Source organism: Streptosporangium sp. NPDC048047, from assembly GCF_040653115.1.
Taxonomy (GTDB): domain Bacteria; phylum Actinomycetota; class Actinomycetes; order Streptosporangiales; family Streptosporangiaceae; genus Streptosporangium.
The window spans coordinates 45,031-69,726 of record NZ_JBEZNH010000024.1 but is presented as its reverse complement, the minus strand read 5'-3'; the positions used below and the strand labels follow the sequence as shown (position 1 = coordinate 69,726).

Below are 24,696 nucleotides of genomic sequence, written 5' to 3'. Positions count from 1 at the left end.
GCCGGACCTCAGATGACCACTGGATGTGGTGGAATGTCAAGGCGAAAGTTGACATATAGGGGTTTCCGTCTTGTTAATTCGGGGCCAATGCCCGGAGTTGTCGGTACTGATGCAGTTTATGGTTTTACCACCACTTGATCACAAGTAGTGGATCATGTAATGTTTCGCGCCAAGAGTTGCAAATGTCGTAATAGTGCGCTCAGTGAATACCGCAAGGACGGAAAGCGCATGACGGTGCGCGGGAAGGTCGCGCGAGGGCTGCCCTCCGGCAGGTCCTGACCTGTTCCTTCCGCGCGGGAACCGGCCGTGGCGAGGTGGCCGGACCCCGCTCCCGGATCCCGTACGGCTCGCACCGCCATGGGCGGTCTCGTGCTGCGCGGATTCGGGGCGCGGGTGGGGAGACCTTGGCGATGCCGACAGATGTGGCCGTTTCATCCGCTCGACGGGCGAGGTCCGTTCCGATGCACCGGGCCCTTCCGGTCCTGCTCCGCGACCCCGCGGTCGCCCTGGCGGACCTCGCCCGCCGGTCGGGCGGGGAGGTCGTCCGGCTGGGGCTGGGACCGTTCCGGCCCTACCTGGTCTCCCACCCCGACCACGTCCAGCAGGTGATGCGCCTGGAGTGGACGAACTACCAGCGGGTGGGGATGTTCTGGCGTCCCCTGGACCGGCTCTTCGGGCACAGCATCATGGGCGACGGCGAGCAGTGGCACGTCAGCCGGAAGATCCTGCAGCCGATGTTCACCACCCGGTACATCGCCACGATCACCGAGGAGGTCTCCCGGCGCGTCGCCGGCCGCATCGAGGAGTGGGACGACCTCGCCCGGTCCGGGCAGAGCTTCGACGCCGCCACAGAGATGTCCACCATCCTCACCTACATCGTCAACCGGGTGCTGTTCGGCGACAAGCTGGACCGAAAGGACGGGGAGGACATCATCCCCGCCTTCGACACGGTCGCCAACTCGCTCGTCTACCGGTTCCTCATGCCGTTCATGCCCTACACGATCCGGGTGCCCCGCGACCGGGCCCTGGAGAGGGCCGTCCAGCGGATCGACGACGTCGTGTACCCGATCGTGCGCCGTGCCATGGAGCACCCGGACGACAGCACCGACGTCATCTCGATGCTCTGCCGCGCCACCGACGACAACGGCGACCCGCTCACCGCCAAGCAGATCCGCGACGCCCTGGTCAGCGTCTACGCCGCCTCCTCGGAGACCACCGCGATGGTCATCACCTGGCTGTGGCTGCTGCTGAAGGAGCACCCGGAGGTCGAGGCCCGGCTCCAGGCCGAGATCGACGAGGTGGTCGGCGGCGGCCCGGCCCTGCCCGAGCACCTCCCGCGGCTCACCTACACCCGGATGGCGCTGCTGGAGACCCTGCGCATGTACCCGGCGGGCTGGCTGCTGCCGCGGCAGGTCATGGAGGACGCGGAGATCGGCGGCGTGCGGATCCGGCGCGGCTCGACGGTGTTCATCTCCCCCTACGCCACGCAGCGGCTGGACGCGTTCTGGGAGCGCCCGGACGAGTTCGACCCCGAGCGGTTCGCGCCCGCCGAGGGGGAGCGCAGGCACAGGTACTCCTACTTCCCCTTCGGCGGCGGGCCGCACAAGTGCCTGGGCGAGCACCTGTTCTACGTCGAGGCGCCGCTCGTGGTCGCCTCCATCCTCAGCCGGTACCGCGTGTCGGTGCCCACCCCGGGGCCGTACCCCATGGGCTGGGCGGCCTCGCTGCGCCCGAAGCAGAAGGTCATGCTGAAGGTGTCCTTCGCCGGACGCGACCGGGTCGGGGCCGGGCGATGACGGCCGCGCCCGCCCGGGACGCCTGGCCGCCGGCCGCGGAGTGCGGGGCGATCTGCGCCGGGGCCGGCCGCGCCCAGCGGGACATGCGCGGGTGGGCGGCGGCCTACCCGGAACTGTTCTCCGCCAAGCCGTTCGACGCCGCCCTGTACAGCACGCTCTCCCTGGCGATGGCCTTCAGCGGGCCGTGGCTCGACGCCGACCGGCTGCGGATGGCCAACAAGGTCACCCTGTGGGCCTTCGGCCTGGACTGGCTCGTCGACTACGTCGCCGACTCCCGGGAGGAGGTCGAGGGCATCGCCCGGCGCTGCGCGGACGTGGCCGCGGGCGCCCCGCCCATCCCCGGCGACGACCTGACCCGCATGCTGGCGGACATCCGCGCCGAGCTGTCCGCCTCGCCCGCGTACGGCGTGCTCGGGCCGGTCTGGCGCGACGAACTGCGGCGGATGCTGGACGGCATGCTCACCGAGTGGCGCTGGAAGAGCGAGAAGGCCCGGCCCACGCTGGAGGAGTATCTCGCCAACGCCGACAACCTCGGTTTCTCCTTCGTCTTCGCCGCCCACTGGATCCACGTCGCGGACGGCGGGGCGGTGGCGGACGCCGAGCCGCTGCGCGAGGCGAGCCGGGCCGTGCAGCGGGTCATCCGCCTCCTCAACGACCTCGGCACCTACGAGCGGGACGTCGCCTGGGGCGACCTCAACGCGATCCCGCTCGGCGGCGGCCGCGCCGGGATCGAACGGCGGACCGCCGAACTCGCCGCCGACGCCAGGGAGCTCCTGGCCGCGCTGGACGCCCACCCTGAGCTGGCCCGCTACATGGAGCGTCAGATGGACTTCTGCGCCGGGTTCTACCGGGTCGGCGACTACTGGGGGACGCTGTGACCGGCGTCGTGAGCACTACGGGCGCCGTGAGCGCCGTGAATGCCGTGAGCGCCGTGAATGCCGTGAGCGCCGTGAGCGCCGTGAGCGCCGTGAGCGCCGCCGGCCGGCCCGCCCCGGAGACGCCCGGCCGGCCCCACGCCCCCGGCGACCTGCCCGCCGCGGCGCGGGAGCTGGTGGCCGGCCTGCTGGCCGAGCCCTGGGGCCAGGTGTCGCCCTCGCCGTACGAGACCGGCCGGGTGGTGAGCCTGGCGCCGTGGCTGTCCGGGCACGCCGGGCGGATCGACTTCCTGATCGCCACCCAGCGGGGGGACGGCGGCTGGGGCCCTCCGGGCCACCACGGCCTCGTCCCCACCCTCAGCGCGGTCGAGGCGCTGCTGGCCGAGCGCCGCCGGGAGTCCTCCGCCGACCGCGACCTGCTGGCCAAGGCCGCCGCCCGGGGCCTCGCGCTGGTGCGGTCCCAGGCGGCCCCGGGCCGGAAGGAACCGCTGCCGGACATGCCGGCGATCGAGCTCATCGTGCCCTGCCTGCTCTCCCTGATCGGCGGCCACCTCGACGCGGAGGACCCGGACACCGCCGGCCGCCTCGGCCCGGCGCCGGGGCCGTTCCCGGGCGCGGACGGCGCCAAGCTGGCCGCGGTCAGGCGGTGGATGGCCTCCGGCGCGGCCGTTCCGCAGAAGCTGGTCCACGCGTTGGAGGCGGCGGGCCCGGAAGGGGCGGCCGCGCAGGGGATCGCCCCGACGCCGATGACCGCGGGCATGGCGGCCGTGGGCGCGTCGCCCGCGGCGAGCGCCGCCTGGCTGGCCGCGGCCCCGCCGGGCGCCGGGCCGGAAGGGGACGCCCCGGCGGGCGGCCCCGGGAACGGCGCGCGCCCGCCCGGCGCGGCGGCCCCGGTGCGGCGGTACCTGGAGGAGGTGGTGTCGGTCTCCGGCGGGCCGGTGCCGTGCGCCCTCCCCATCACCGTGTTCGAGCGCGGCTGGACGCTGAGCTGGCTGCTGCGCGCCGGCCTCCCCGTGGAGGCGCCGCCGGAGCTGGCGGCGAGCCTGCGCGAGAGGCTGGGACCGGACGGGATCGCCACCGGGCCGGGGCTGCCGGCCGACGCCGACACCACCTCCGTGGCGCTGCACGCGCTGGCGCTGCTCGGCGAGCCGTGCGAGCCCGAGGGGCTGTGGCCGTTCGAGCTGGACACCCACTTCTGCACCTGGCGCGGCGAGGAGGGGATGTCCCCGACGACCAACGCCCACGTGCTCGACGCCTTCGGCGAGTACGTGCGCCGCCGCGGCGGCGAGCCCCGGCACGCGGCCGTCGTCGCCAAGCTCGTCTCCTGGCTGCGCGACCGCCAGGACGGCGAGGGGAGGTGGACGGACCGCTGGCACGTCTCGCCGTACTACGCCACGGCCTGCTGCGCGATCGCCCTGGCCGAGTTCGGCGGCCCGGAGTCGCGGGAGGCGGTCGGCCGGGCCGCGGAGTGGGTGCTCGCCACCCAGCGCCCGGACGGCTCCTGGGGCCGCTGGGAGGGCACCGCCGAGGAGACCGCCTACGCGCTGCAGACCCTGCTGCTGACCGGCGCCGCCCGCGGGCGGGAGCCGGCCGCGGCACGGCGGGAGCGGGACGCGGTACGGCGCGGCCGCGAGGCGCTGCTGGCCGCCCGGGATCACCGGCCGCCGCCGCTCTGGGTCGACAAGGACCTCTACCTGCCGGTCGCCATCGTGCGGGCGGCCGTCCTGGGAGCGCTCCACCTCTCCGGGAGGGAGTCGGGGGCCATGCCGGAGTGAGCACCGGAAAAACCACTGGTGAACCTCTCGAAAAGGACAGACGGGCATTTTTGCTCATGCCTCGCCTTGAGGGTATTTGGGGATATTGCTAGGGTTTGGCGGGTGCATTGGGGATGTAGCACTTATCCCTGCAAAGCGGCGACGGCGACGTATATGTGCTGATCGGTCCGCGACGAAACAGCCATTTTTCTGCTTTTTTCCGGGGTTGATGCTATGCGCGTGCGTGATCCACGCCTGCGGACCAAGGTGACGGCGCTGCTGGTATCACTTGTCGCACTCTGGGCGTTCACCGCGTGGGTGACCGTCCGGGACGGCGTCAACATGCTGGGCGTTGCCACGCTCAGCACCGAGGTGGCCGACCCCGGCGAGCAGCTCATCGTCGCCCTCCAGGCCGAGCGCCGCCTCACCGCGGTCACCCTGGGCAGGGCCGGCGGGCCGCGCCAGCGGCAGCAGGCGCTGGCCGCCCAGCGCGGGCGCACCGACGACGCCGCCGCGAACTTCCGCACGCTCACCTCCGGCCGCGCCGTGGAGCTGCTGGGAAGCGACACGCTCGGCAGGCACATCGGCGAGGTCCGCCGGCTGCTCGACGACCTGACCGCCGCGCGCGGGGCGATCGACGACGGGCAGATGGACCGCGCCCACGCGGTCGCCATGTTCACCGGCGCCGTCGACGCGGTCTTCCGCGTCTACGACTCCATGGCGACGCTGGACGACGAGGAGATCGCCGGAGACACCCGGGCACTGATCAGGATGAACCGGGCCCGCGACCTCCTGGCCCAGGAGGACGCCCTGGTGGCCGGCGCCCTGACGGCGGGCCGGCTCACCGGCGCCGAGCGCGTCCAGCTCACCCAGCTCGTCGGCAACCGGCAGCTTCTGGTCACCCAGTCGATGGACGAGCTGCCCGCCTCCGACCAGGACGCCTACCGGCGGCTGTCCGAAGGGCAGCAGTTCACCCGGCTGCGCTCCCTGGAGACCCTGCTGATCGGCAACGACCAGGCGGTGTCCTCCGGGCTGATCGACGCCCAGCAGTGGAGCGCGGTCGCCCAGCCGGCGCACTCCCGGCTGGCCGAGGTCGTGCTCGCCTCGGGCGCCGGCGTGGTCGAGCGGTCCGGACCGGTCGCCACCGGCGTCATCGTCCGGCTGGTCCTGGCCGGAGGACTCGGCCTGCTCGCCGTCATCGCCTCGATCGTGCTGTCCATCACCACCGCCCGCGCCCTGATCCGGCAGCTGGAGAAGCTGCGCGACGCGGCCCGGGAGCTCGCCGACGAACGGCTTCCCTCGGTCGTCGAGCGGATCGGCCACGGCGAGGAGGTCGACGTCGCGGCCGAGGCCCCCGAGCTGGAGTTCGGCAGCGACCAGATCGGCCAGGTGGGCCAGGCGTTCAACGCCGTGCAGCGCACCGCCATCAAGGTCGCCGCCGAGCAGGCCCAGCTCCGCCGCGACATCGCCGACATCCTGCGCAACCTCGCCCGCCGTACCCAGTCGCTGGTCCACCGCCAGCTCAGCGTGCTGGACGTCATGGAACGCCGGGAGAACGACCCGCAGGAGCTGCGGGACCTGTTCCGGCTCGACCACCTGGCGACCCGCATGCGGCGCTACGCCGAGAACCTCCTGGTGCTGGCGGGCGCCTCACCCGGCCGCGCCTGGCGCGACTCGGTCCCGATGATCGACGTGGTCCGCGGCGCGCTGGCCGAGATCGAGGACTACACCCGGGTGGACGTGCTGCCCCTGGGCGACGCCGAACTGGAGGGGCGCGCGGTCGGCGACGTCATCCACCTGGTGGCCGAGCTCGTCGAGAACGCCGCGTCCTTCTCCCCGCCCTACACGACCGTGCAGGTCAGCGGGGGCGTCGTGGCCCACGGCTACGCCCTGGAGATCGAGGACCGGGGCCTGGGCATGAGCACGGAGGACATCGCCGCCGCCAACGAGCGGATCGCCAACCCCCCCGAGCTCAAGCTCGCCGGCAACGCCCGCCTGGGCCTGTACGTGGTCAGCCGGCTGGCCGAGCGGCACGAGATCCGGGTGGCGTTCAAGACCTCGCCGTACGGCGGCACGACGGTCGTCGTCCTGATCCCCCAGGAGCTGGTGAGCGAGGGCGGAGAAGGCGGGAACGGCGGGCGGGACAGGCCCGGGGACGCCGGTATCCCCGCCGACGTCACGATGGAGAACGCCGTACGGGTGCCCGAGGCGGTCTTCTCCGCCGCCCCGCGGGCGGGACTCCCCGCCGGGCCGTCCCTGGCGGATCCCTCCTCCGTGCCCGACCCCTCCTCCGCGCCGGGCCCCGCCTTCCGGGAGAGCCCCGCCCGGGAGGCCGTGCGCCGGGCCGTCGGGGCCGTCGGAGCCGCCCCGGCAACCCCGGCCGCTCCGGCCGGCGTCGAGGATGACATGGACGGCGGAGCCGGCGGATCGGCGGCGCGCCGTACGGCCGCCGCCGCGCCCGCCACGCCCGCGGCGCCGCCGCTCCTGCCGCCGCCCGACACCAGCCACACGCCCGGCGGCCTGCCGCGCCGCGTCCCGCAGACCAACCTCGCGGCCCCCCTCCAGGAGGAGCGCCAGTGGTCCGCCGAGCCCGCGGAGCCGGCCGAGCCCGGCGAGGGCGAGCCCTCGCCGGACGCGATCCGCGCGGCCATGGCCTCCTTCCAGGCCGGCACGCGCCGGGGCCGGTCCGAGGCCGCCCAGCTGCTCTCCGAAGAGGACGATCCGGCCGGCGGCCCGTCGCGGGAACGAGACCGATGACGGTTCCGTGACGACTCCGATCCGCGTCGGCGTCGGGGGCCGCCGCGGCGGGTGATTTACCGCCCTTTCAGCAGAATTAAGCAGAAAGAGGACAACGAGTGGTGCAGGGAACAGGATCTTTCACCGACCTGGCCTGGTTGCTGGACGACCTGGTCGCGAGGGTGGAGGAGGCCGAGCACGGCATCGTCTTCTCCACCGACGGCCTGCTGCTGGCAGCCTCGCGGGGGTTCGACCGGGCCGACGCCGAGCATCTGGCCGCGGTGGGGTCGGCGATCCAGAGCCTGGGCCGGGGGGTCAGCGACCGCGTCGAGGGCGGCGCGGTGCGCCAGACCATCATCGAGATGCGGTCGGCGTACCTGATCGTGACCGCGGCCGGGCAGGGGGCCTGCCTGGCGGTGCTCTGCGCCCACCAGGCCGACGTCGGCCTGGTGGCCTACGAGATGGCCATGCTCGTCACCCGCGTCGGCCAGTACCTCACCTCACCCGCGCGCTCCGACCTCGCCGGGGACGACGGTTCGTGATGCCCGCCTCCGACGAGCATCCCGACACGCAGTGGGTGGGGGATGACGCCGGCGCGATCGTCCGGCCCTACGTCCTCACCCGCGGCAGGACCGAGCCCACCCGTGGCCGGTTCGACCTGATCACCCTGGCGGTGGCCGTGGGCCCCGCCCACGCGGGGGCGGGCGGTCTCGATCCGGAGTGCCAGGCCATCGTGCGCTTCTGTCACCGGCCCCAGTCGGTGGCGGAGATCGCCGCGCACATCAACCTCCCGGCGGGCACGGTCCGCGTCCTGCTCAGCGACCTGCTCGACCAGGGACTCATCGCCACGCAAGAACCTCACTCGGAGACGGACATGCACGACGAGAAGCTCTACAAGGCGGTGCTGGATGGCCTCCGTGCGCTCTGACCGCGAAGCGGGGCGCGTCACGCTGCCCAAGGCGATCAAGATCCTGGTCGCCGGAGGCTTCGGAGCCGGCAAGACGACCCTGGTCGGGTCGGTGTCGGAGATCGAGCCGCTGCGTACCGAGGAGACCCTGACCCACCAGGGCATCGGGATCGACGACCTGTCGGGGGTGGAGGGCAAGAAGACGACCACGGTCGCGATGGACTTCGGCCGCATCACCATCGGCGACGACTACCGGCTGTACCTGTTCGGCACGCCCGGCCAGGAGCGCTTCTGGTTCCTGTGGGACGAGCTGGCCCTCGGCGCGCTGGGCGCGGTCGTGCTCGCCGACACCCGCAGGCTGGCCGACTGCTTCCCCTCCCTCGACTACTTCGAGCGGCGCGAGACGCCCTTCATCGTCGCGGTCAACTGCTTCGACGGCGCCCGCCGCTACGACCTCGACGAGGTACGGCTCGGCCTGACCCTCCACGAGGACATCCCCATCGTGATGTGCGACGCCCGCCGCCGGGAGTCCGGCAAGGAGGTCCTGATCACGCTGGTGGAGCACGCGATGCGGATGCGTCTGGGCCCGGCGCCGAGCAGCCGCTGAGCCGGGCTCCCGGCCGCGCGGCCCCCCAGGACCGCGCGGCGCCGGCCACCCCTGGCCGGGGCCGCCGGAACCGGAGGAGGATCGGCCGTTATGGGTTGGCTTCTTTCCCTCTAAGTAGTGATAAATCCTCCCAATGAGTGTGACGGGGCCGTGGCGGTCCGTGTCCGGGTGCCACGATGACGGCGATCGTCAGGCGCCTTCTCACGGGGAGAAACGATGTGTCACGACCCACTCCTGCCGCCCGCCGTCGCCCGGGCCACCGAGGAGTACCGCCGGCTGCTGGCCGAGCACGGCGTCACCTGGGGTGAGAACCCCATCTTCTACGTCAAGTCCATGGCGACCGACGCCTACCTCATGGGCACCGACACCTTCTGGGACGTCTGCCACGCCATGGTCGCCGCCCGCCACCCGGAGCTGTCCCCCCAGGAGCGGCGCACCCGCCTGGTCCGGCTCGACATGGACGAGATCGTGCGCGGCGTCCTGGACGGCCGGGTCCGCGACAACCTCGCCGCGCTCCGCCTCACCCCCGGCGGCCACACCCTGGAGGCGCTACCGCAGGCCGTGCTGGACGACCGGCCGCTGCGCACGACCCTGCTGCTCGACTCCGCCCGCGACGAGAGGACCACCGTCACGGTGGACGGCGAGACCTGCGAGATCGCCCCGCGCGGGGCCCGGCTGGTCGGGATCACCAGCGCGAGCGAGGTCGTCGCCGACGGCCGCCGCGTGGACCTCTCCGCGCTGACCCGCCCGGCCGCCGCCGCCCGCCTGCGGCTGCGCGCCGGGTTCCCCTGCCGGTGGAGCGTCCACGGCGGGCACGAGCAGGGCTGGTACCCCGAGGGCGTCCCCGCCCGCCGCGACTACCACGTGCTGCCCTACTTCCACGGCGACGACGTCGTGCTGGACGTCCCCGCCGAACCCCTGACCGTGCGGGTGACCCGGGGCATGGAGTACGGCGCCGCCCAGGTGGAGATCACCCCGGCGGCCGGCGAGGAGACCCTGGTCGAGCTGACCCCCGAGCGGCTCTACGACGCCGCCGCGCGCGGCTGGTACGGCGGCGACATGCACGTCCACCTCAACTGGGCCGGGGACATGGTCGGCCTGCCCGAGCACGCCGCCGCCATCCAGCACGGCGAGGACCTGCACGTGCTCAACCTGGTCGCCGGGAACGTCTCCACCCCGCGCGTCTACGACTCCGAGGCGCTGGGGCACTGGGCGGGACAGGACCTGCCGTGGTCGGACGCCACCCACCTGGCCAGGATCGGCGTCGAGTACCGCAACGACCTGCTCGGCCACCTGTACGCCTTCGGCGTCTCGGCCCCGCCGGAACGGTTCCACACCGGCTTCGCCGGCGACGCGGACTGGCCGCCCAACGCAGCCGGCTGCGAGGAGCTGCGCCGGCTCGGCGCGCTGCTGGGCTACAGCCACCCCTTCCACGCCGCGGTCACCGACGCCGACGGCCCCGAGGCGGGCCTGGCCTCGGGCCGCAACTGCACCGCCCGGGAGATCGTCGCCGACGCCGCCCTCGGTCTGGTCGACAGCCTCGACGTGCTCAGCCAGACCACGATCACCGGGCCCGCCGCGATCTACCGGCGGCTGATCGGCGCGGGCAACCGGCTCGCGGTCACCGCGGGCACCGACGCGATGATCTCCTTCGCCCGGCGGGGCAACCAGTCCAACCCGCCCGGCTGGGCCCGCGTCTACGCACGGGTGGACGGGCCGCTCACCGCGGCCTCGTTCGCCGAGGCCGTACGGCGGGGCCGGACCTTCGGCACCACCGGCCCCTGGCTGGAGCTGTCGGCCGGCGGCCGGGGCCCCGGCGACACCCTGGACCTCTCACCCGGCGACCGGATCCCGATCGTCGTGCGCTCGATCGGCCCCGAGGTGGAGCGGCTGGAGATCCGTACCGCCGACGGCGTCCTGGCCGAGGGACCGCCCGGCGAGCTGACCGCGGAGCTGGTCGCCGGCGACCCCACCTACGTCGTCGCGGTGGCCGTCGGAGGCCCGCACGAGCGCTCGCTGACCGGCGAGGGCGTGTACGCCCACACCAGCCCGGTCTACCTCGACGTGGCGGGCCGCCACGTGGCCAGGCCCGAGGACGTCCGCTGGTGCCTGGACTGGCTGGACGGCCTGGAGGCGATGGTCCGCGACCTCGGGGTCTTCGACCGCCCGGGGCAGCTCGACGACCACCTGGCCCTCTACGAGCGCGCCCGGCGCGTCTACCGCTCCCGCCTCGCCGGCGGCTGACCGCCCGGCCGGCGGCTCCCGGCCCCCGGCTCACTCCCGTCCCGGCTCACCCCCGCCCCGGCGCCGTCCGCCGGGGCGGGGACCCTCCGGACGCCGGGCCGTACGGCGGTGCCCTCCGGGACGACACCCCCGCAGGCTCGCTACGCTGAGCCGGGTGATGTACCGAACGGGGCTGGCCGCCCTGCTGCTGGTGGCGCTGGCCGGGGGCTGCGGCTCCGGGAGCGCCGTCAAGGACGTCGGCACGGTCTTCCACGGGAGCGTCGGCAGGACCGTGGACGTCCGGGTCGCCCCGGGCGCGCGCTTCGCGCTGGCGGTGGACGACGACCGGCCGGCCGGTGACGACTGGGAGATGGGCGACCTGCCCGACGTCGCGGTGGCCTCCTTCATCAGCGAGGAGTCCGGCCCCGCCTCCGGCGCCGCGGGTCCGGCCCGCTACTTCGTCTTCAACGCCAAACGGCCGGGCACGACCACCGTCACGATCTCCAACTGCCGCCGCTGCCCGGACGGCCGGACGCCCCCGGACGACGTGAGCAGGCGCGCCTCGGGCGACGCCCTCTTCCGGATCGCCGTCGGCTGACGGCCGTACGGGAAGCCGACGGCCGGCCGTACGGGAAACGGTGCGGGAGGACGGTGATACGGCCGGCAACGTGGGAAGGCGAGGGGCCGCGCGGGAAGGCGAGAGGCCGTACGGGAAGGTGGTGCGCATGAGGGGCATGAGGGTCAGGCCATGGCTGAGCCGGCTGGACAGGAGGCTCTTCGCCGCGGTCGCGGGGGCGCACCTGCCCGGCCTGGAGCGTTTCGTGCCCGCGCTGTCCCGCGCCGCCGACAACTCGCTGCTGTGGGCCGGACTGGCCGGGGCGCTGACGGCCACCGGGCGCCGGCCGCTGCGCCGCGCCGCGACGCGCGGCCTGCTCGCGATCAGCCTGGCCAGCCCGCTGGTGAACCTGGTGGGCAAACAGATCTTCGGCCGCACCCGCCCCTCGGCCGAGGGGCTGCCGCTGGAGCGGCTGATCCGCATGCCGGTGTCGACCTCGTTCCCCTCCGGCCACTCCGCCTCCGCCGCCGCGTTCGCCACCGCCGTGGCTCTGGAGGCGCCCGCGGCGGTCGCGGTCCCGATCTGCGCGCTGGCCGCGGGGGTCTGCTTCTCCCGCGTCTACACCGGCGTCCACTACCCGGGCGACGTGCTCGCCGGGGCGGCCACCGGCATGGCGGCGGGGCTGGCCGTCCGGCGGCTGTGGCCGGACGCGGCCGGGGACGCCGCCATTGACGTGCGATGATCTAGCAGGCGATAGTGGGACAGGTGACCACCCCCCGGCTGCTCTCCTGCGTCGTGATCACTGCCCTGGCCCTGTGCGCCTGCACCGCCGGCGAGCGCGAGCCCGCCGCCGGCCCGCCCGCGACCGGCGGGACGGCCTCCTCTCCCGGAACGCCGGCCCCCGTCGCGCTGACCGCCGACGCGTACCGGAGCGAGCTGGACAAGGCGCGCGGCCCGGTGCGCGACGCGCTGCGGAAACTCGCCGCGGCCGACGGGCCGAAGAGCCTCGACGGGCGGCTGGAGCGGGCCTCGACCACGGTGAACGACGCGGTGACCCGGCTGGCTGAGCTGACGCCGCCCGCCGAGGTCAGGGCCGGGCACGACGCCTACCTGACGGCGCTGCGCCGGTTCGCCGCCGCCTTCGACACCGCGCGTCAGGAGGCGCAGAACCAGGAGGTCTGCACCGGCCCGGCCGTGCTGACCAGGATGGAGCGCGAGGACGAGCTGCCGGCGGTGCGCGAGGCCGCGCGCTCGCTGAGCGGGTACCCCGCCGACGTCGTGCCGGTCAAGGCCGCCGCGCAGCGCACCCGCCGCCTGCCCAACGGCCGCTACATCCGGTCCGAGAGCCGCACCGGGCGCGGCTACCTGGAGCTGCGCAACGGCAACCGTCAGGACGCCGTCGTCGTCCTGGTGCGGGGGAAGAAGAAGGCCGTCACCGTCTACGTGCGCAAGAAGTCGAAGTTCAAGGTCCGCGGCGTGCGGGACGGCGGCTACAAGGTCTACTACACGCTCGGCGACGACTGGGACTCCCGGGCCCGGACCTTCACCAGGTCGTGCGCCTTCGAGCGGTTCGACAAGGCGCTGCGGTTCCGGACCACCTACACCGCCACCCAGATCAGCTGGAAGAACTGGACCCTCACCCTGAACCCCGTCGTCGGGGGCAACGCCCGCTCCCGGAAGGTCAAGCCCGGTGAGTTCCCGGCCTGATCGGCCTGACCGGCCTGAGCGCCCCCGGGGCGACGGGGGACGCGCTCGTCCTTCCGGGGCGCGCCCGCCCTCGCCGGATCGGGGAGGGCGGGCGCGGCGGCCGGGGACGAGCGGGCCGGGGCCCGTGACGGGCCCCGGCCCGGTGCCGTCCGCGGCCGGTCAGGTCGAGAAGAGCATGCCCACCCAGCTGCGCTGGCGGTGGTGGCCGTAGTGACCGTGGTGCGGCGCGCCCCAGCCCGGGGCGCCGTGCGGCGGCGGCGGGGGAGGCGGCGGCGCGGAGTGGTGCTGCTGGGACCACTGGCTCTCGACGCGGGTGAGGGTCTCCAGCTCGCCGTAGTCAAGGAAGATCCCTCGACAGCTCTCGCACTGGTCGATGTGGACGCCGTTGCGCTCGTAGGTGCGCATCAGGCCCCGGCACTTCGGGCACTGCATCTGGCTGATCTCCTTGTTGTTCGCGTTTCCTTGGAGTATCCACAACCTACTGCGCGGATGCGCCGTGGCAGGCGTTTCTGGCCCTGGCAATCTTCTCGCACGTGTCGAGGAGGGCGTGCTCGACCTCGTCCAGCGGCCGGCCCGCCCGATCGGCCTTGTCGACCGCGGCCGCCGCGAGCTGCACGGTCATCGCCTGGGCGGGCAGGTCGAGCCACGGCCACGGGTCGTCGCCCCCGGCTCCGGCGGCGCGTCCCCCGGCCGCCCGGTAGGCGGCCAGGAAGCCGTGCCAGACGGACGGCTCCAGCAGCCCGGCCGCGAACCACGCCGCGGGCCGCGCCAGGTCCCAGGCCGGGTCGCCGGTCCCCATGTCGTCGACGTCGATGAGGATCCACTCGCCTCCGGTGCGGACGAGCTGGCCCATGTGCCAGTCGCCGTGGGCGAGCGAGCCCGCGACACCGGCCGCACCGGCCGCACCGGACCGGCCCGGGAGGCCGGCGGCGCGGGGAGTGCCGGGGAGGCCGGGAGCGCCGGTGGAGTCGAGGGGGACGCGGGGGCCGGGCAGCTCCGCGGCGGGAGCGGGGAGGTCTCCGGGGGCGATCCGAGGGGCGGCCGGGGAGGCCGGGGAGACGCCGGGAGGGCCGGGCAGGGGCAGACAGGCCAGGGTGCGGCGCACCAGGTCCGCGGCGGGGGAGCGGCCCTCCAGCCGGGCGACCGTCGCCGCGACCCGGGCCGGTCCGCCCGCCGGGGGCAGCGGGGGCAGCGCCCGCGCCGGTACGGCGTGCAGCCGGGCCAGCAGCCGCGCCGCCGCCGTCCACGGGGCCGCGTCCGGGTCGCCCGGGTCCACCGGGGTGCCCGCGGGCCACACGGTGACGAGCCTGCCGTGGACGGCGGTGACCTCCTCGGTCACCGGCCCGAGCACGATCCCGCGCAGCGCGGGGTGGGCCGCCGCCCGCACCCGCAGCTCCAGCGGCTCCCGCCGCGTGCCGGGACCGTGCGCCTTGACCACGATGGACCCGGCCCGGACGATCACCACGTCCGGCCGGGTCGGGACGACCTCGGCGGGGCCGTCGCCGTGCCGCTCGGCCAGCCGCCGGAGGTCGTCGATGAGATCGTCGCTGTCGTTCACCCGCCAAGTGAACCACCGGTCACCGGTCCCGCCGCACCGGAGCCGGAGAGCCCGGTGCGCGGTCCGGGCCCCGTCGAGCCGGAGCCGGGAGCGCGCCTCACCGGAGCCCGAGGGCGCGTCGTACCGGAGCCAGGAGGGCGTCGTGCCGGATGCCGGGCACGCCGAGCCGGAGCCGCGCCGTGACGTGCCGCGCGGCATACAGTGCGGTGCATGAGGATCGGATTCGCGGTGCCGGTCTCGGGGTCCTGGGCGACGCCGGGCAACATGACGCGGGTCGCCCGCAGGGCCGAGGAGCTCGGCTACCACGAGGTGTGGACCTTCCAGCGGCTGCTGTATCCGCGGGGGCACCCGATGGGCCCGGTGTACCGCAGCGTGCACGACCCGGTGGTCACGCTGGCCTATCTCGCCGGGGTGACCTCCCGGATCCGGCTGGGGGCGGCGGTGCTGAACATGCCGTTCGCCTCGCCCGCGCTGATGGCCAAGCAGCTCGCCACCCTGCAGGCGGTGTCGGGCGGGCGGCTGGACGTGGGGCTCGGGCTGGGATGGCTGCGGGAGGAGTTCGTCGCCTCCGGCGTGCCGTTCGAGCTGCGCGGCCGGCGGGGGGAGGAGTTCCTGTACCTGCTGCGCAGGCTCTGGGCGGAGGACGTCGTCGAGCACCGGGGGGAGTTCTACGAGCTGCCGCCCGTGCACCAGGACCCGAAGCCGCTCACCCCGCCGCCGATCCTGCTGGGCGGGGGCGCGGAGCCGGCGCTGCGCCGCGCGGGGCGGCTGGCGGACGGCTGGATCAGCGCGAGCCGGGAGGACCTCGACGACATCGATCAAAAAATCTACATTGTAAAGGAGGCGGCACGGGAGAACGGACGCGACCCCGAGGCTCTGCGGTTCGTCACACGATGCGTCACCCGGGTACGGCCGTCCGGCGAGGCGGAGAGGACTCCGATGACCGGCTCGTTCGAGGAGATCCGGCGGGACGTGGCCCGCCTGGAGGCCAAGGGCGTCACCGACGTCTTCCACGACCTCAACTTCGACCCGGAGATCGGCTCGCCGGACGCCGACCCGGTGGAGTCGATGCGCCGCGCCGAGGCGGCACTGGAGGCTCTCGCGCCCTGACCTGCCCGTCTCCCGGTCGTCGGGCCCTGGTCGGCGCCCCGTCCCGCCGCACCCTGTGTTCCCTGGTTTCCTCGTTGCTCCCGGCCCTCGGGGCCCGGTCCCGGCGTGCGGGTCGCGCCGCGTCCCGACCTCCCGCGAGCCGCTCGCACCTCTCCTGCCATCCTTGTCCCATTGGACTGTTCGAAGCCCGATGTCATGGAAGATGAGGGAACGGTGGAGATGCGCAAGCCGATCGAGTGCTGGCTGTCGGACATGGACGGGGTGCTCGTCCACGAGGGGCAGCCGGTGCCCGGAGCCGACGAGTTCATCCGGCGCCTGCGCGATTCCGGCAAGCGGTTCATGGTCCTGACCAACAACTCCATCTACACGCAGCGGGACCTGGCCGTACGGCTGCGCGCGGCGGGGCTGGACATCCCGCCGGAGGCGATCTGGACGTCGGCGCTCGCCACGGCCCAGTTCCTCACCCTGCAGCGGCCCGGCGGCTCCGCCTACGTGATAGGGGAGGCAGGGCTGACCACCGCCCTGCACGAGGCGGGGTACGTCCTGACCGACATCAACCCCGACTACGTGGTGCTCGGTGAGACCCGCACCTACAGCTTCACGCAGATCACCCGGGCCATCCGGCTGATCGAGGGCGGCGCCCGGTTCATCGCCACCAACCCCGACCCGGTGGGCCCGTCCACCGAGGGGTCGCTGCCGGCCACCGGCGCGGTCGCCGCGATGATCACCAAGGCGACGGGGGTCTCGCCGTACTTCATCGGCAAGCCCAACCCGATGATGATGCGCAGCGCGCTGCGGGCCATCGACGGGCACAGCGAGAGCACCGCGATGATCGGTGACCGGATGGACACCGACATCGTCTCGGGCATGGAGGCGGGGCTGCACACGATCCTGGTGCTCACCGGCGTCATGGGCGGTGACCAGGTGGACCGCTACCCGTTCCGGCCGTCCCAGGTGGTCAACTCGGTGGCGGACCTGATCGACATGGTCGAGGCGGGGGGCTGACGGGCCGGCCGTACCTGACGGGGGCTGTCATGTTCCGGTGGCACGCTGGGGCGGTATGACAGACGTTTATCTGGAAGCCGGTCCCAAGAAGGTCTTCGCCTGCTCGGTGGAGTGGCCGGGGTGGTGCCGGATCGGCCGGTCGGAGGAGTCGGCGCTGGAGGCGCTGGCGGACTACGCATCGCGCTACCGGCCGGTCGCCGAGCGCGCCGGGCTGGTGTTCGAGCCGGGTGATCCGGTGGTCGTGGAGCGGGTCCGGGGTACCGACATGACCGACTTCGGGGCGATCTCGTTGATCCCGGAGCTGGACGGCAAGCCGGTGGAGGCGGCGGAGGCGGCGCGGGCCGCCGCGCTGGTCCGGGCGGCGTGGGAGCTGTTCGACGAGGCGGCGGCGGTCTCCCCTGAGGAGCTGCGCAAGGGGCCGCGGGGCGGCGGCCGGGACCGCGACAAGATGGTGGCCCACGTGATCGAGGCCGAGCGCTCGTACGCGCGGAAGATCGGGGTACGGCACCGGCCGTTCCGCGACGCGGAGGGTCTGGCGGCGTTGCGGGCGGACATCTCCGCGGTGCTGGCCGAGCCGTCCGGCGGCGGGCCCGTGGTGCCGGGCGGCTGGCCGGCCCGCTACGCCGCCCGCCGGATCGCCTGGCACGTCCTGGACCACCTGTGGGAGATGGAGGACCGCCGGCCCGCCCCGTGAGCGGGCCGCGCGCCGGTGGCCGGGCGGGACGGACCTCGCCTTCCGGGTCAGCCCTTGAGGACGTCGGTGGCGAGGTGGCCCTCGGGCACCCCGTCGATGAGGATGGTGTCGCCGTCGGCGTTGCGGGTGCGCAGCGGCAGGATCTCCCGGTAGGCGGGGGAGTCGTACCAGGCGCGGGCCTCGGCCATGCCGGGGAAGGAGATGGCGATCAGGGCGCCGGGCCAGGCGCCCTCCAGGACCTCGGCGGGCGGGCCGTGGATGACGAAGCGGCCGGAGAAGGGGTCCAGGGTGTCCTGGATCCTCTCGAGGTACTCGGTGATCTCGGGGCCGACCTCGGTCCGGTGCAGGTGGGCGATGGCGTAGGCGGTCATGGTGTCCTCCCGTGGTGGTGACGGCGGCGGGTGCTCGCGCTCCGCCCTCTTCGGTACGGGTCACCACGTTATGAGGGCGGCGGGTGTCCGGAATCCGTCATGCATAGGCAGTTCTCCGGTGCGTCCCGCGCTGGAATCGGTCACCCCGCCCTGCCGTCCTGCCGCGTTCTGCGGGATGCGGCCGTGCCTCGGATGAGGGCCGGTCGGGCGGTGCGGGGGGCGTCCGGTGGCGCGTCGCGCCGCCCGCCGGATCGCCCGGTGCTTCCCGGTCGTCGGCGGGGGCGGTGGCCGGCCGCCCCGGTTCCGGTGGCGTGGCCCGTCTCTGTGGGGCGACAAATCAGTATTTTTAGAAAACTGTGTGCTTGTGTCGCTCATCGAGGGCGACAAAAGACCTTCCATGTCGAAACAGAACGAGAATGAGTTTTGACGTCATGCCGGATATCAAGAAGGGGGGCAGGCGAAGGACGATCCCTGCCCGGGTCATTCGGAAAGGGAAGTCATGCTTCATCGGAACATCCGCGATGCCGGGCTGGCGCTGTCCGCCGCGGCGTTGCTGGCCGGAGCCCTCGTCGCTCCGGCGAGGGCCGACGGTCCACGGTCGTTCGCCGGGGAGGGGTTCGCAGGGGCCCTGGACCCCGGCGGCGCGGCGCCGGGCGCCCCGGAGACCGCTCCGGGCGGACAGGGGGACGCTCCGGGCGGGCCGGTCGGGACGGTGCCGGGCGGCCCGGGGGCCGCTCCTGACGGAGCGTCGCCGGGCGGTCCGCAGGCCGCTCCCGGCGATGCCGTCCCGGCTGATCCGGAGTCCGGGCGGAGTGATCCGGAGGCGTCGCCGGGTGAGGTGTCGCCGGACGCCGCGGAAACGCCCGGAAGGGTGGCGGAGAGCGCCCCGAAATGCGTGCGCTACTCGCATTCTTCGGGGATTCTTACGCAGAAGGTAACGGTCCTAAATCTGTGCCCGTACACCGTTTCCTTCTCGATCAGGAAGGTGGGGCTGGACAGTCCTTGCTACATCGTCCGATCGGGAAAGGGTAAATGGTTTAAATGGGCTAACGGGGTCGACTTCCAAGGCATCAGATGGGGCTGCGTCTGACGGCTCGTGGAACGGCGGGGACGACTCCAGGCGACCGTCCGCACGGCCGGCCTCGGCCGTGGCGGCGGCCCCATGTTCCCGCCGCGGACCCGCGTCCCGGCGGAAGCACGTCCCCGGTGGAGGGGAGCCCCGGCTCAGGAGCCGTCGCGGCGCAGGCGCTTGAGCTCCGAGCGCCGCTTCTTGTCGGCGATGCGGCGCTCGACGGCGCCCCGGCTGGGCTTGGTGGGTCGGCGCTTCTTGGCCGGCGGGGTGATCGCCTCGCGCAGGAGCTGGGCCAGGCGCATCCCGGCGGCCTCCCGGTTGCGCAGCTGGGAGCGGAACTCCGAGGCGGTGACGGTGATGACGCCGTTCACCAGGCGGGGGCCCAGGCGCGAGAGGGCGCGGGTCTTGAGGGCCGGGGGGAAGGCGTCGGTGGCGGCGAGGTCGAAGCCGAGCTCGACCCGGCTGTCGGTGGTGTTGACCCCCTGGCCGCCCGGTCCCGAGGAGCGGGAGAAGCGCCAGTGGAGCTCGGCCTCGGGCACGATGACCGAGCCGCTGATCTGAAGCGGACCGGGCATGGCGCTGGCTCCTCATGGCGGGTGCGGGTGGCGGCGGGTTCTCCCCGGGGGAAGGGTTCCAGGATAACCAGCGGCCAAACCCGTCGATCAAGCGATTTATGCCCCCACATGGCGTCGACCGGCGGAAGATGCTCTTGTGGCGCGCCGCCGCTTCCGTCACAGTTGCTTGCGGCCCGGTGACCGCCGGTCGCCGGCGGTACGGACTCCCCGGGCGGGACGCGGACGGACTCCGGCACCGGAGCCCCGGGCGGCCGGGGGCGGACGCGGATCGGTCGAGCGAGGGACGGGGCACGTGGACAAGATCGTCGGTGTGCACGGGATAGGCAAGTACCACTACTACCGCGACGCCGGGAACTCCGTCGCGGGGGCCGCCGCCGCGATGCGCGGCAAGTGGGACCGTTACCTGCACGCCGGCCTGACCGGCGGCCGGCCGTACGGCGGGGAGCGCTACCTCGCCGAGATCGCCTACTACGCCCACCTGCTGGGCGGGCACGGCGACGAGGCGCAGCGGTCCGTGGAGCGCATGGACGCCGGGACGCAGGCCGTCTTCGTCGCCTGGGCCAAGCAGCTCGACGCGGTGGGGGAGGGGCTGACCGGGGCGCTGAACCGGATGACCCGCTGGCTGCTGGGCCGCATGCACTCCGACGCGGCCGGTTTCGCCGGGTTCTTCTGCCCGGACGTCGCCGCCTACCTCGCCGCGGACGGCGGGGTGCGGGCGAAGGTGCGTTCGGCGGTGGCCGAGACGATCAGGCGCAACAGGCCGAAGGCGGTGATCGCGCACTCGCTCGGCAGCGTGGTGGCCTACGAGACGCTGTGGTCCGATCCCGGCCTGGAGGTGGAGCTGCTGATCACCCTCGGCAGCCCGCTCGGCATGCGTGACGTGATCTTCGAGCGGCTGCTGCCCGCGCCGGTCGACGGCTGGGGCGCCCGGCCGCCGGGGGTGCGGCGCTGGGTCAACATCGCCGACAAGGACGACATCGCGGCGATCCCCCCGAGCCTGCGCGCCTGTTTCACCGGGGTGGATGCCGAGACCCTGGTGAACCTCGACCGGTTCGACTTCCACACCGTGGAGAAGTACCTGGGGTGCGGCGCGCTCAACGCCCACCTCGCGCCGTACCTCAGCGTCCCGGCGCACGCCTGAGACCGCGCCCGGCCGTACGGCCTCCTTCGCCGGTCCGCGCCCCCGGCGGTCCCGCCTCGGCCGCCGGATCGGGCCGGTGCCGCTCCGCCGTACGGCGGGCACCCGGTTCGCGGCGCGCGGCGCGCCTGTGCAGCGGCTGTTCACCCGGCCGTGTCCCGCGGGCCACGGCCGGGAAAGCGCGGCGGGCTGCACTGGCGGTGTGGAGCAGAAGCCGACACGCAGAGCGTTTTTGACCATCGCCGCCGCCGGAGCGGGCGGCCTGACGCTCACCGGGGCCGGCCTGCCGGCCCGGACCCTCGCCCGCGACCCCTTCACCCTGGGCGTCGCCTCCGGAGACCCGTCGCGGGACGGGTTCGTGCTGTGGACCAGGCTGGCCGTCGATCCGCTGGTCCCGGACGGGCGGGGCGGGATGCCCTCCCGGGACGTGGACGTCGAGTGGCAGGTCGCCGTCGACGAGCGGTTCGCCAGGGTGGTCCGCCACGGCACCGCGACCGCCCGGCCGGGCGCGGCGCACAGCGTCCACGTCGAGCCGGAGGGGCTGGAGCCCGGCAGGGAGTACTTCTACCGCTTCCGCGCCGCCGGGCACGTCTCCCCGGCCGGCCGGACCCGCACCGCCCCGGCCGCGCTGTCGCCGCTGACGCTGGCGGTGGCCGCCTGCGCCCACTACGAGCACGGGTACTACACGGCCTACCGGCGGCTGGCCGAGCAGGAGCCGGACCTGGTGGTCCACCTGGGCGACTACATGTACGAGTACGCCCACCGGGGCTACACCGCCCTGGGCGGCGCCGTCAGGCGGCACGCGGGGGACAGGTGCGCCACGCTGGGCGACTACCGGCTGCGGCACGCGCAGTACAAGACCGACGCCGACCTGCGGGCCGCGCACGCCGCCGCGCCCTGGCTGGTGGCCTTCGACGACCACGAGGTGGAGAACAACTGGGCGGCCGGCGTCTCCAGCAACGGCACCCCCCGCTTCGCCCGGCGGCGGGCCGACGCCTTCCGGGCCTACTACGAGAACATGCCGCTGCGCCGGGCGAGCGTGCCGCACGGGGCGTCGATGCGCGTGCACCGGCGGGTGGACTGGGGGCCGCTGGCCCGCTTCCACCTGCTCGACACCCGGCAGTTCCGTGACGACCAGGCGTGCGACGACGGCGCCAGGGCGGGCTGTGACGACCGGCTCGCCGCGGGGCGCTCCATGCTGGGGGAGGACCAGCGGCGCTGGCTCCTGGACGGCCTGGCGGCCTCCGGCGCCCGGTGGAACCTCGTGGGCCAGCAGGTCCTGATGGCCCGCAAGGACGCAAGGGTCGGCCCCGGGTCGGAGGTCAACCTGGACTCCTGGGACGGCTACGCCGCCGAGCGGGCCCGGCTGCTGGCCGGGTTCCGCGACTCCGGCGCGGCCAACCCGGTCGTGCTGACCGGGGACGCGCACATGCACCACGCGGCCGACCTGCGGCTCGACTTCGACGACCCCGACTCGCCGAGGGTGGCGGTGGAACTGGTCACCTCCTCGATCTCCAGTGACGGCGACGGCTACCGCGACGAGGGGAAGATCGCCGAGACGGTCGCGGAGAACCCGCACATCTCCTACGTCGACCAGCGGCGCGGCTACATCCTCTGCCGGGTCACCGCCGACGAGCTGAGCGCGGACTTCCGCACGCTCGACCGCATCAGCAGGCGGGGCGCCCCGGCGCGGACCGGGGCGCGGTTCACCGTCCCGGCGGGGCGGTCCGCCCTGGTCTGAGCGGGCCCCGGGCGCACCCGCGACATCCCCGGGATCCGGGTGTCCGCCCGTACGGCGCGCCGCGCGGGTCCCGGCCACGCCTGGCCGCCCGTACGGTGCGTGGCACGGGTCCCGGCCATGCCCCGGGCCGCGGTCGCGTCGAATTCGTTCCGGACAACCCGGAGAATCCGGGTGTTTTTGATGGATGATGCGGCGTATGAGCTACCTCTCCACGAGGCTCGCCGCCGCGGCTCTCGCCGCGGCGACGGGCGGCACCCTCCTCATCCCCGCCTCACCGGCCGCCGCGGCGGCGCCCCCCGTGGCCGCGGCCCGGGCCGCCACCGCCGCGGCCGCCCAGGCCGCCGCCGCTCCCCCCAGGAAGTTCCGTTACGACGTGTACTTCCCCAAGTACACCCACCGGGGCGGCTATCTCACCTACACCATCAAGGTCCGCAACAAGAGCGCCAAGGGACAGCACTACATGGCGCTCACCGGCGACTTCTCCCGTGCCTTCCGCAAGGTCAAGGTGATCGCCAAGCCGCGCAGCGTCAAGTGCTCCGCCAAGGGACGCTCCGTACGGTGCCTGGTCACCTCGCTCGACAAGGGGGACTCGACGACCGTCAAGATCCGGGGCTGGGTGGTCCGCCGCCGCGGCACCGCCGTGGCGAAGTTCGGCGCGGCCGTCACCTCCGACCGCCACACCTCGCTCGGCGCGCTCGCCAAGACGGTCCGCAGCCGCGTCACCGCGACGTCGAAGGTCCGGTGAGGGCGTAGCCGAAGAGCGCGTTCCCGGCGGCGGCCAGGGTCGCCGTCGCCGGACGCCCGTCCGCCCCGGCGCCGGGGCGGACGCGCACCAGCGCGACCCTGCCCCCGAGCGGGGCCGCGACCGCCAGCCCCCTGCCCGGGAGGACGGCCAGCGCGGAGCCGAAGCCGCCGTCCCGGCCGGTGACCAGGGCGTTGCCGGCACGGGTCAGGCCGCCCGAGCGGGTGCCCGCGAGCACCTGGACGGCGTTCTCGCCCGGCACGCCCACCGCCAGCTCGTCGTCGCCGTCGCCGTCGAGGTCCCCGGCGGCCAGCGCGGCGCCGAACCTGTCGAAGTAGCGGGGCTCGCCCCGCAGCGACCGCTGCGACCACGCCTCGGTCCGCCCGGCCCCCGGCCCGCCCGGCGAGCCGTAGAGCACGTCCACGGTGCCGTCGCCGTAGTCCATCGCCCGCTGGTCCCTGGTCAGTCCCTCGCCCGGGACGCCGACCGCCAGGTCGTCGCGGCCGTCGGCGTCGAAGTCGCCGGCGGCCAGGGCCGCGCCGAAGGAGTCCCAGTCCTCGGCCCGGCCGGCGATCCGGGGGCTGTCCTGGGTGAGCAGGCGCGCCGTGCGGCGGCGGACGTCCAGGACGGTCACCGAGCCCTGCCCCCTGGCGCGGACCGAGTCGCCGGGGGCGCCGGCGGCGATCTCGTCACGGCCGTCGCCGTCGAAGTCGCCGATCGCCAGGGACGCGCCGAACTGGTCGGTCTGCGCCTCCCGCTGCCCGACCCAGCCGGTCCGCCGCGTGACGATCCGGGGGGCGCGCCCGGTGAGGCCGTACACCCCGACGCCTCCTCCGCCCAGACCCGGGATGCCGATCACCAGCTCGTCGTCGCCGTCGCCGTCGAGGTCCCCGGCGGCCAGCGCGGCGCCGAACCGGTCGGCGCCGCGCCTGCCGCCCAGGTCGCGGGCGTCGATCACCCGGCCGGGGCGCAGGCCGTCCGGCGAGCCGTGGAACAGCTGCACCACGCCGGAGCCTTCGGCGTCCGGCCGCGAGCGGTCCTCCTCCGAGACGCCCACGGCCAGGTCCGCGCACCGGTCGCCGTCGAAGTCGCCGGCCGCCAGCGCCGACCCGAACGCGTCGCCGGTCTCGGCCTCGCCCGGGACGCCGGGGGAGTCCTGGGTGAGCAGGGTCTTCTCCCCGCGCCCGCCGGGAAGGACGGTGACCGCCCCGGCGCGGGCGCGGCCGCCCACCCGGGTGTACGGCGCGGCGACCGCGAGGTCGGCGCGGCCGTCTCCGTCGAAGTCGGACGGCACTCCGGAGCAGGACCGGGCCGCGGTGCCCGCGGCACCCGCGGGGGCGGCGGCCGCACCGGAGACCACGGGGAGGGCGCCGGAGGCGGCGGGGGAGAGGCCGAGGGAGACCCCGAGGGAGGCGACGACGGCGGAGGCGAGGAGCGCTGCTCTCATGAGATGAATGCTCCGGGAGGACCCGGACATCCGGCTCACGAGGAGATGAAATCCCCGTGGCGGGCGTGGGTACGGGATGCGC

The 24,696-nt window shown here is 74.2% G+C and carries 22 protein-coding genes; 17 read left to right on the top strand and 5 right to left on the bottom strand.

What is annotated here, in order from left to right; all coding sequences use genetic code 11:
• Window positions 1-461: 461 nt before the first annotated feature.
• The 11 genes from AB0D67_RS21440 to AB0D67_RS21390 all read left to right on the top strand — a co-directional run bounded on the left by AB0D67_RS21440 (window position 462) and on the right by AB0D67_RS21390 (window position 13,161).
• Window positions 462-1,796, top strand: a complete 1,335-nt coding sequence (locus tag AB0D67_RS21440) for a cytochrome P450 (RefSeq protein WP_362938242.1) — start codon at window positions 462-464, stop codon at window positions 1,794-1,796.
• Window positions 1,793-2,674: a terpene synthase family protein gene (locus AB0D67_RS21435; RefSeq protein ID WP_362938239.1), complete on the top strand. Its 882-nt coding sequence runs from the start codon at window positions 1,793-1,795 to the stop codon at window positions 2,672-2,674. Before AB0D67_RS21440 ends, AB0D67_RS21435 begins: the two co-directional genes overlap by 4 nt.
• 71 nt (window positions 2,675-2,745) lie before the next feature.
• The gene (locus AB0D67_RS21430; RefSeq protein ID WP_362938236.1) at window positions 2,746-4,446 is read left to right on the top strand and encodes a prenyltransferase/squalene oxidase repeat-containing protein; all 1,701 of its coding nucleotides are present in this window, start codon (window positions 2,746-2,748) and stop codon (window positions 4,444-4,446) included.
• A gap of 213 nt (window positions 4,447-4,659) precedes the next feature.
• Entirely contained in the window at window positions 4,660-7,182 is a 2,523-nt protein-coding gene (locus tag AB0D67_RS21425) for a nitrate- and nitrite sensing domain-containing protein (RefSeq protein ID WP_362938233.1), read from the top strand.
• A gap of 98 nt (window positions 7,183-7,280) precedes the next feature.
• Window positions 7,281-7,703 (top strand): roadblock/LC7 domain-containing protein, encoded by a 423-nt coding sequence (locus tag AB0D67_RS21420; protein WP_362938230.1) that lies wholly within the window; start codon window positions 7,281-7,283, stop codon window positions 7,701-7,703.
• On the top strand, window positions 7,703-8,089 hold the full coding sequence (locus AB0D67_RS21415) for a DUF742 domain-containing protein (RefSeq protein ID WP_362938227.1): 387 nt from the start codon (window positions 7,703-7,705) through the stop codon (window positions 8,087-8,089). Before AB0D67_RS21420 ends, AB0D67_RS21415 begins: the two co-directional genes overlap by 1 nt.
• Complete coding sequence (locus AB0D67_RS21410) at window positions 8,070-8,675, top strand: ATP/GTP-binding protein (RefSeq protein ID WP_362938224.1); 606 nt, start codon at window positions 8,070-8,072, stop codon at window positions 8,673-8,675. The genes AB0D67_RS21415 and AB0D67_RS21410 overlap by 20 nt, the downstream gene beginning before the upstream one ends.
• A 216-nt stretch (window positions 8,676-8,891) precedes the next feature.
• Window positions 8,892-10,919, top strand: a complete 2,028-nt coding sequence (locus tag AB0D67_RS21405; RefSeq protein WP_362938221.1) for a CehA/McbA family metallohydrolase — start codon at window positions 8,892-8,894, stop codon at window positions 10,917-10,919.
• A gap of 157 nt (window positions 10,920-11,076) precedes the next feature.
• Window positions 11,077-11,496 (top strand): hypothetical protein, encoded by a 420-nt coding sequence (locus AB0D67_RS21400; RefSeq protein WP_362938359.1) that lies wholly within the window; start codon window positions 11,077-11,079, stop codon window positions 11,494-11,496.
• 127 nt (window positions 11,497-11,623) lie between these two features.
• Window positions 11,624-12,196 (top strand): phosphatase PAP2 family protein, encoded by a 573-nt coding sequence (locus AB0D67_RS21395; protein WP_362938218.1) that lies wholly within the window; start codon window positions 11,624-11,626, stop codon window positions 12,194-12,196.
• Between the two features lie 23 nt (window positions 12,197-12,219).
• A complete protein-coding gene (locus AB0D67_RS21390; protein ID WP_362938215.1) occupies window positions 12,220-13,161 on the top strand; it encodes a hypothetical protein in 942 nt (313 codons plus the stop codon).
• A 159-nt stretch (window positions 13,162-13,320) separates the two neighbouring features.
• Here AB0D67_RS21390 and AB0D67_RS21385 read toward each other — a convergent pair whose 3' ends face one another.
• Both AB0D67_RS21385 and AB0D67_RS21380 read right to left on the bottom strand, forming a co-directional pair.
• The gene (locus AB0D67_RS21385) at window positions 13,321-13,593 is read right to left on the bottom strand and encodes a zf-TFIIB domain-containing protein (RefSeq protein WP_362938212.1); all 273 of its coding nucleotides are present in this window, start codon (window positions 13,591-13,593) and stop codon (window positions 13,321-13,323) included.
• A 46-nt stretch (window positions 13,594-13,639) separates the two neighbouring features.
• Window positions 13,640-14,719, bottom strand: coding sequence for an aminoglycoside phosphotransferase family protein (locus tag AB0D67_RS21380; protein WP_362938209.1), 1,080 nt, complete (start codon window positions 14,717-14,719; stop codon window positions 13,640-13,642).
• Window positions 14,720-14,929: 210 nt separating this feature from the next.
• Between AB0D67_RS21380 and AB0D67_RS21375 the strand changes: the two genes are divergently transcribed.
• The 3 genes from AB0D67_RS21375 to AB0D67_RS21365 all read left to right on the top strand — a co-directional run bounded on the left by AB0D67_RS21375 (window position 14,930) and on the right by AB0D67_RS21365 (window position 17,528).
• On the top strand, window positions 14,930-15,829 hold the full coding sequence (locus AB0D67_RS21375; RefSeq protein ID WP_362938206.1) for a TIGR03619 family F420-dependent LLM class oxidoreductase: 900 nt from the start codon (window positions 14,930-14,932) through the stop codon (window positions 15,827-15,829).
• Window positions 15,830-16,024: 195 nt separating this feature from the next.
• Entirely contained in the window at window positions 16,025-16,834 is an 810-nt protein-coding gene (locus AB0D67_RS21370; RefSeq protein ID WP_362938203.1) for an HAD-IIA family hydrolase, read from the top strand.
• Window positions 16,835-16,889: 55 nt separating this feature from the next.
• Window positions 16,890-17,528: a hypothetical protein gene (locus AB0D67_RS21365; protein WP_362938200.1), complete on the top strand. Its 639-nt coding sequence runs from the start codon at window positions 16,890-16,892 to the stop codon at window positions 17,526-17,528.
• Between the two features lie 47 nt (window positions 17,529-17,575).
• On the opposite strand, the gene AB0D67_RS21360 is transcribed toward AB0D67_RS21365, so the two are convergent.
• Window positions 17,576-17,899 carry a DUF1330 domain-containing protein gene (locus tag AB0D67_RS21360; protein WP_362938197.1) on the bottom strand — a complete coding sequence of 108 codons (324 nt, stop codon included), beginning with the start codon at window positions 17,897-17,899 and terminating at the stop codon, window positions 17,576-17,578.
• 1,224 nt (window positions 17,900-19,123) lie between these two features.
• Window positions 19,124-19,546 carry an alternative ribosome rescue aminoacyl-tRNA hydrolase ArfB gene (gene arfB / locus AB0D67_RS21355; protein ID WP_362938194.1) on the bottom strand — a complete coding sequence of 141 codons (423 nt, stop codon included), beginning with the start codon at window positions 19,544-19,546 and terminating at the stop codon, window positions 19,124-19,126.
• Window positions 19,547-19,838: 292 nt separating this feature from the next.
• On the opposite strand from arfB, the gene AB0D67_RS21350 reads away from it, so the two are divergent.
• The 3 genes from AB0D67_RS21350 to AB0D67_RS21340 all read left to right on the top strand — a co-directional run bounded on the left by AB0D67_RS21350 (window position 19,839) and on the right by AB0D67_RS21340 (window position 23,170).
• A complete protein-coding gene (locus tag AB0D67_RS21350) occupies window positions 19,839-20,687 on the top strand; it encodes a hypothetical protein (RefSeq protein WP_362938191.1) in 849 nt (282 codons plus the stop codon).
• 199 nt (window positions 20,688-20,886) lie between these two features.
• Window positions 20,887-22,425, top strand: coding sequence for an alkaline phosphatase D family protein (locus AB0D67_RS21345; RefSeq protein WP_362938188.1), 1,539 nt, complete (start codon window positions 20,887-20,889; stop codon window positions 22,423-22,425).
• Between the two features lie 196 nt (window positions 22,426-22,621).
• On the top strand, window positions 22,622-23,170 hold the full coding sequence (locus tag AB0D67_RS21340) for a hypothetical protein (RefSeq protein ID WP_362938185.1): 549 nt from the start codon (window positions 22,622-22,624) through the stop codon (window positions 23,168-23,170).
• Here the strand turns inward: AB0D67_RS21340 and AB0D67_RS21335 are convergent.
• On the bottom strand, window positions 23,145-24,614 hold the full coding sequence (locus AB0D67_RS21335; RefSeq protein ID WP_362938182.1) for an FG-GAP repeat protein: 1,470 nt from the start codon (window positions 24,612-24,614) through the stop codon (window positions 23,145-23,147). The genes AB0D67_RS21340 and AB0D67_RS21335 overlap by 26 nt on opposite strands.
• Between the last annotated feature and the right edge of the window lie 82 nt (window positions 24,615-24,696).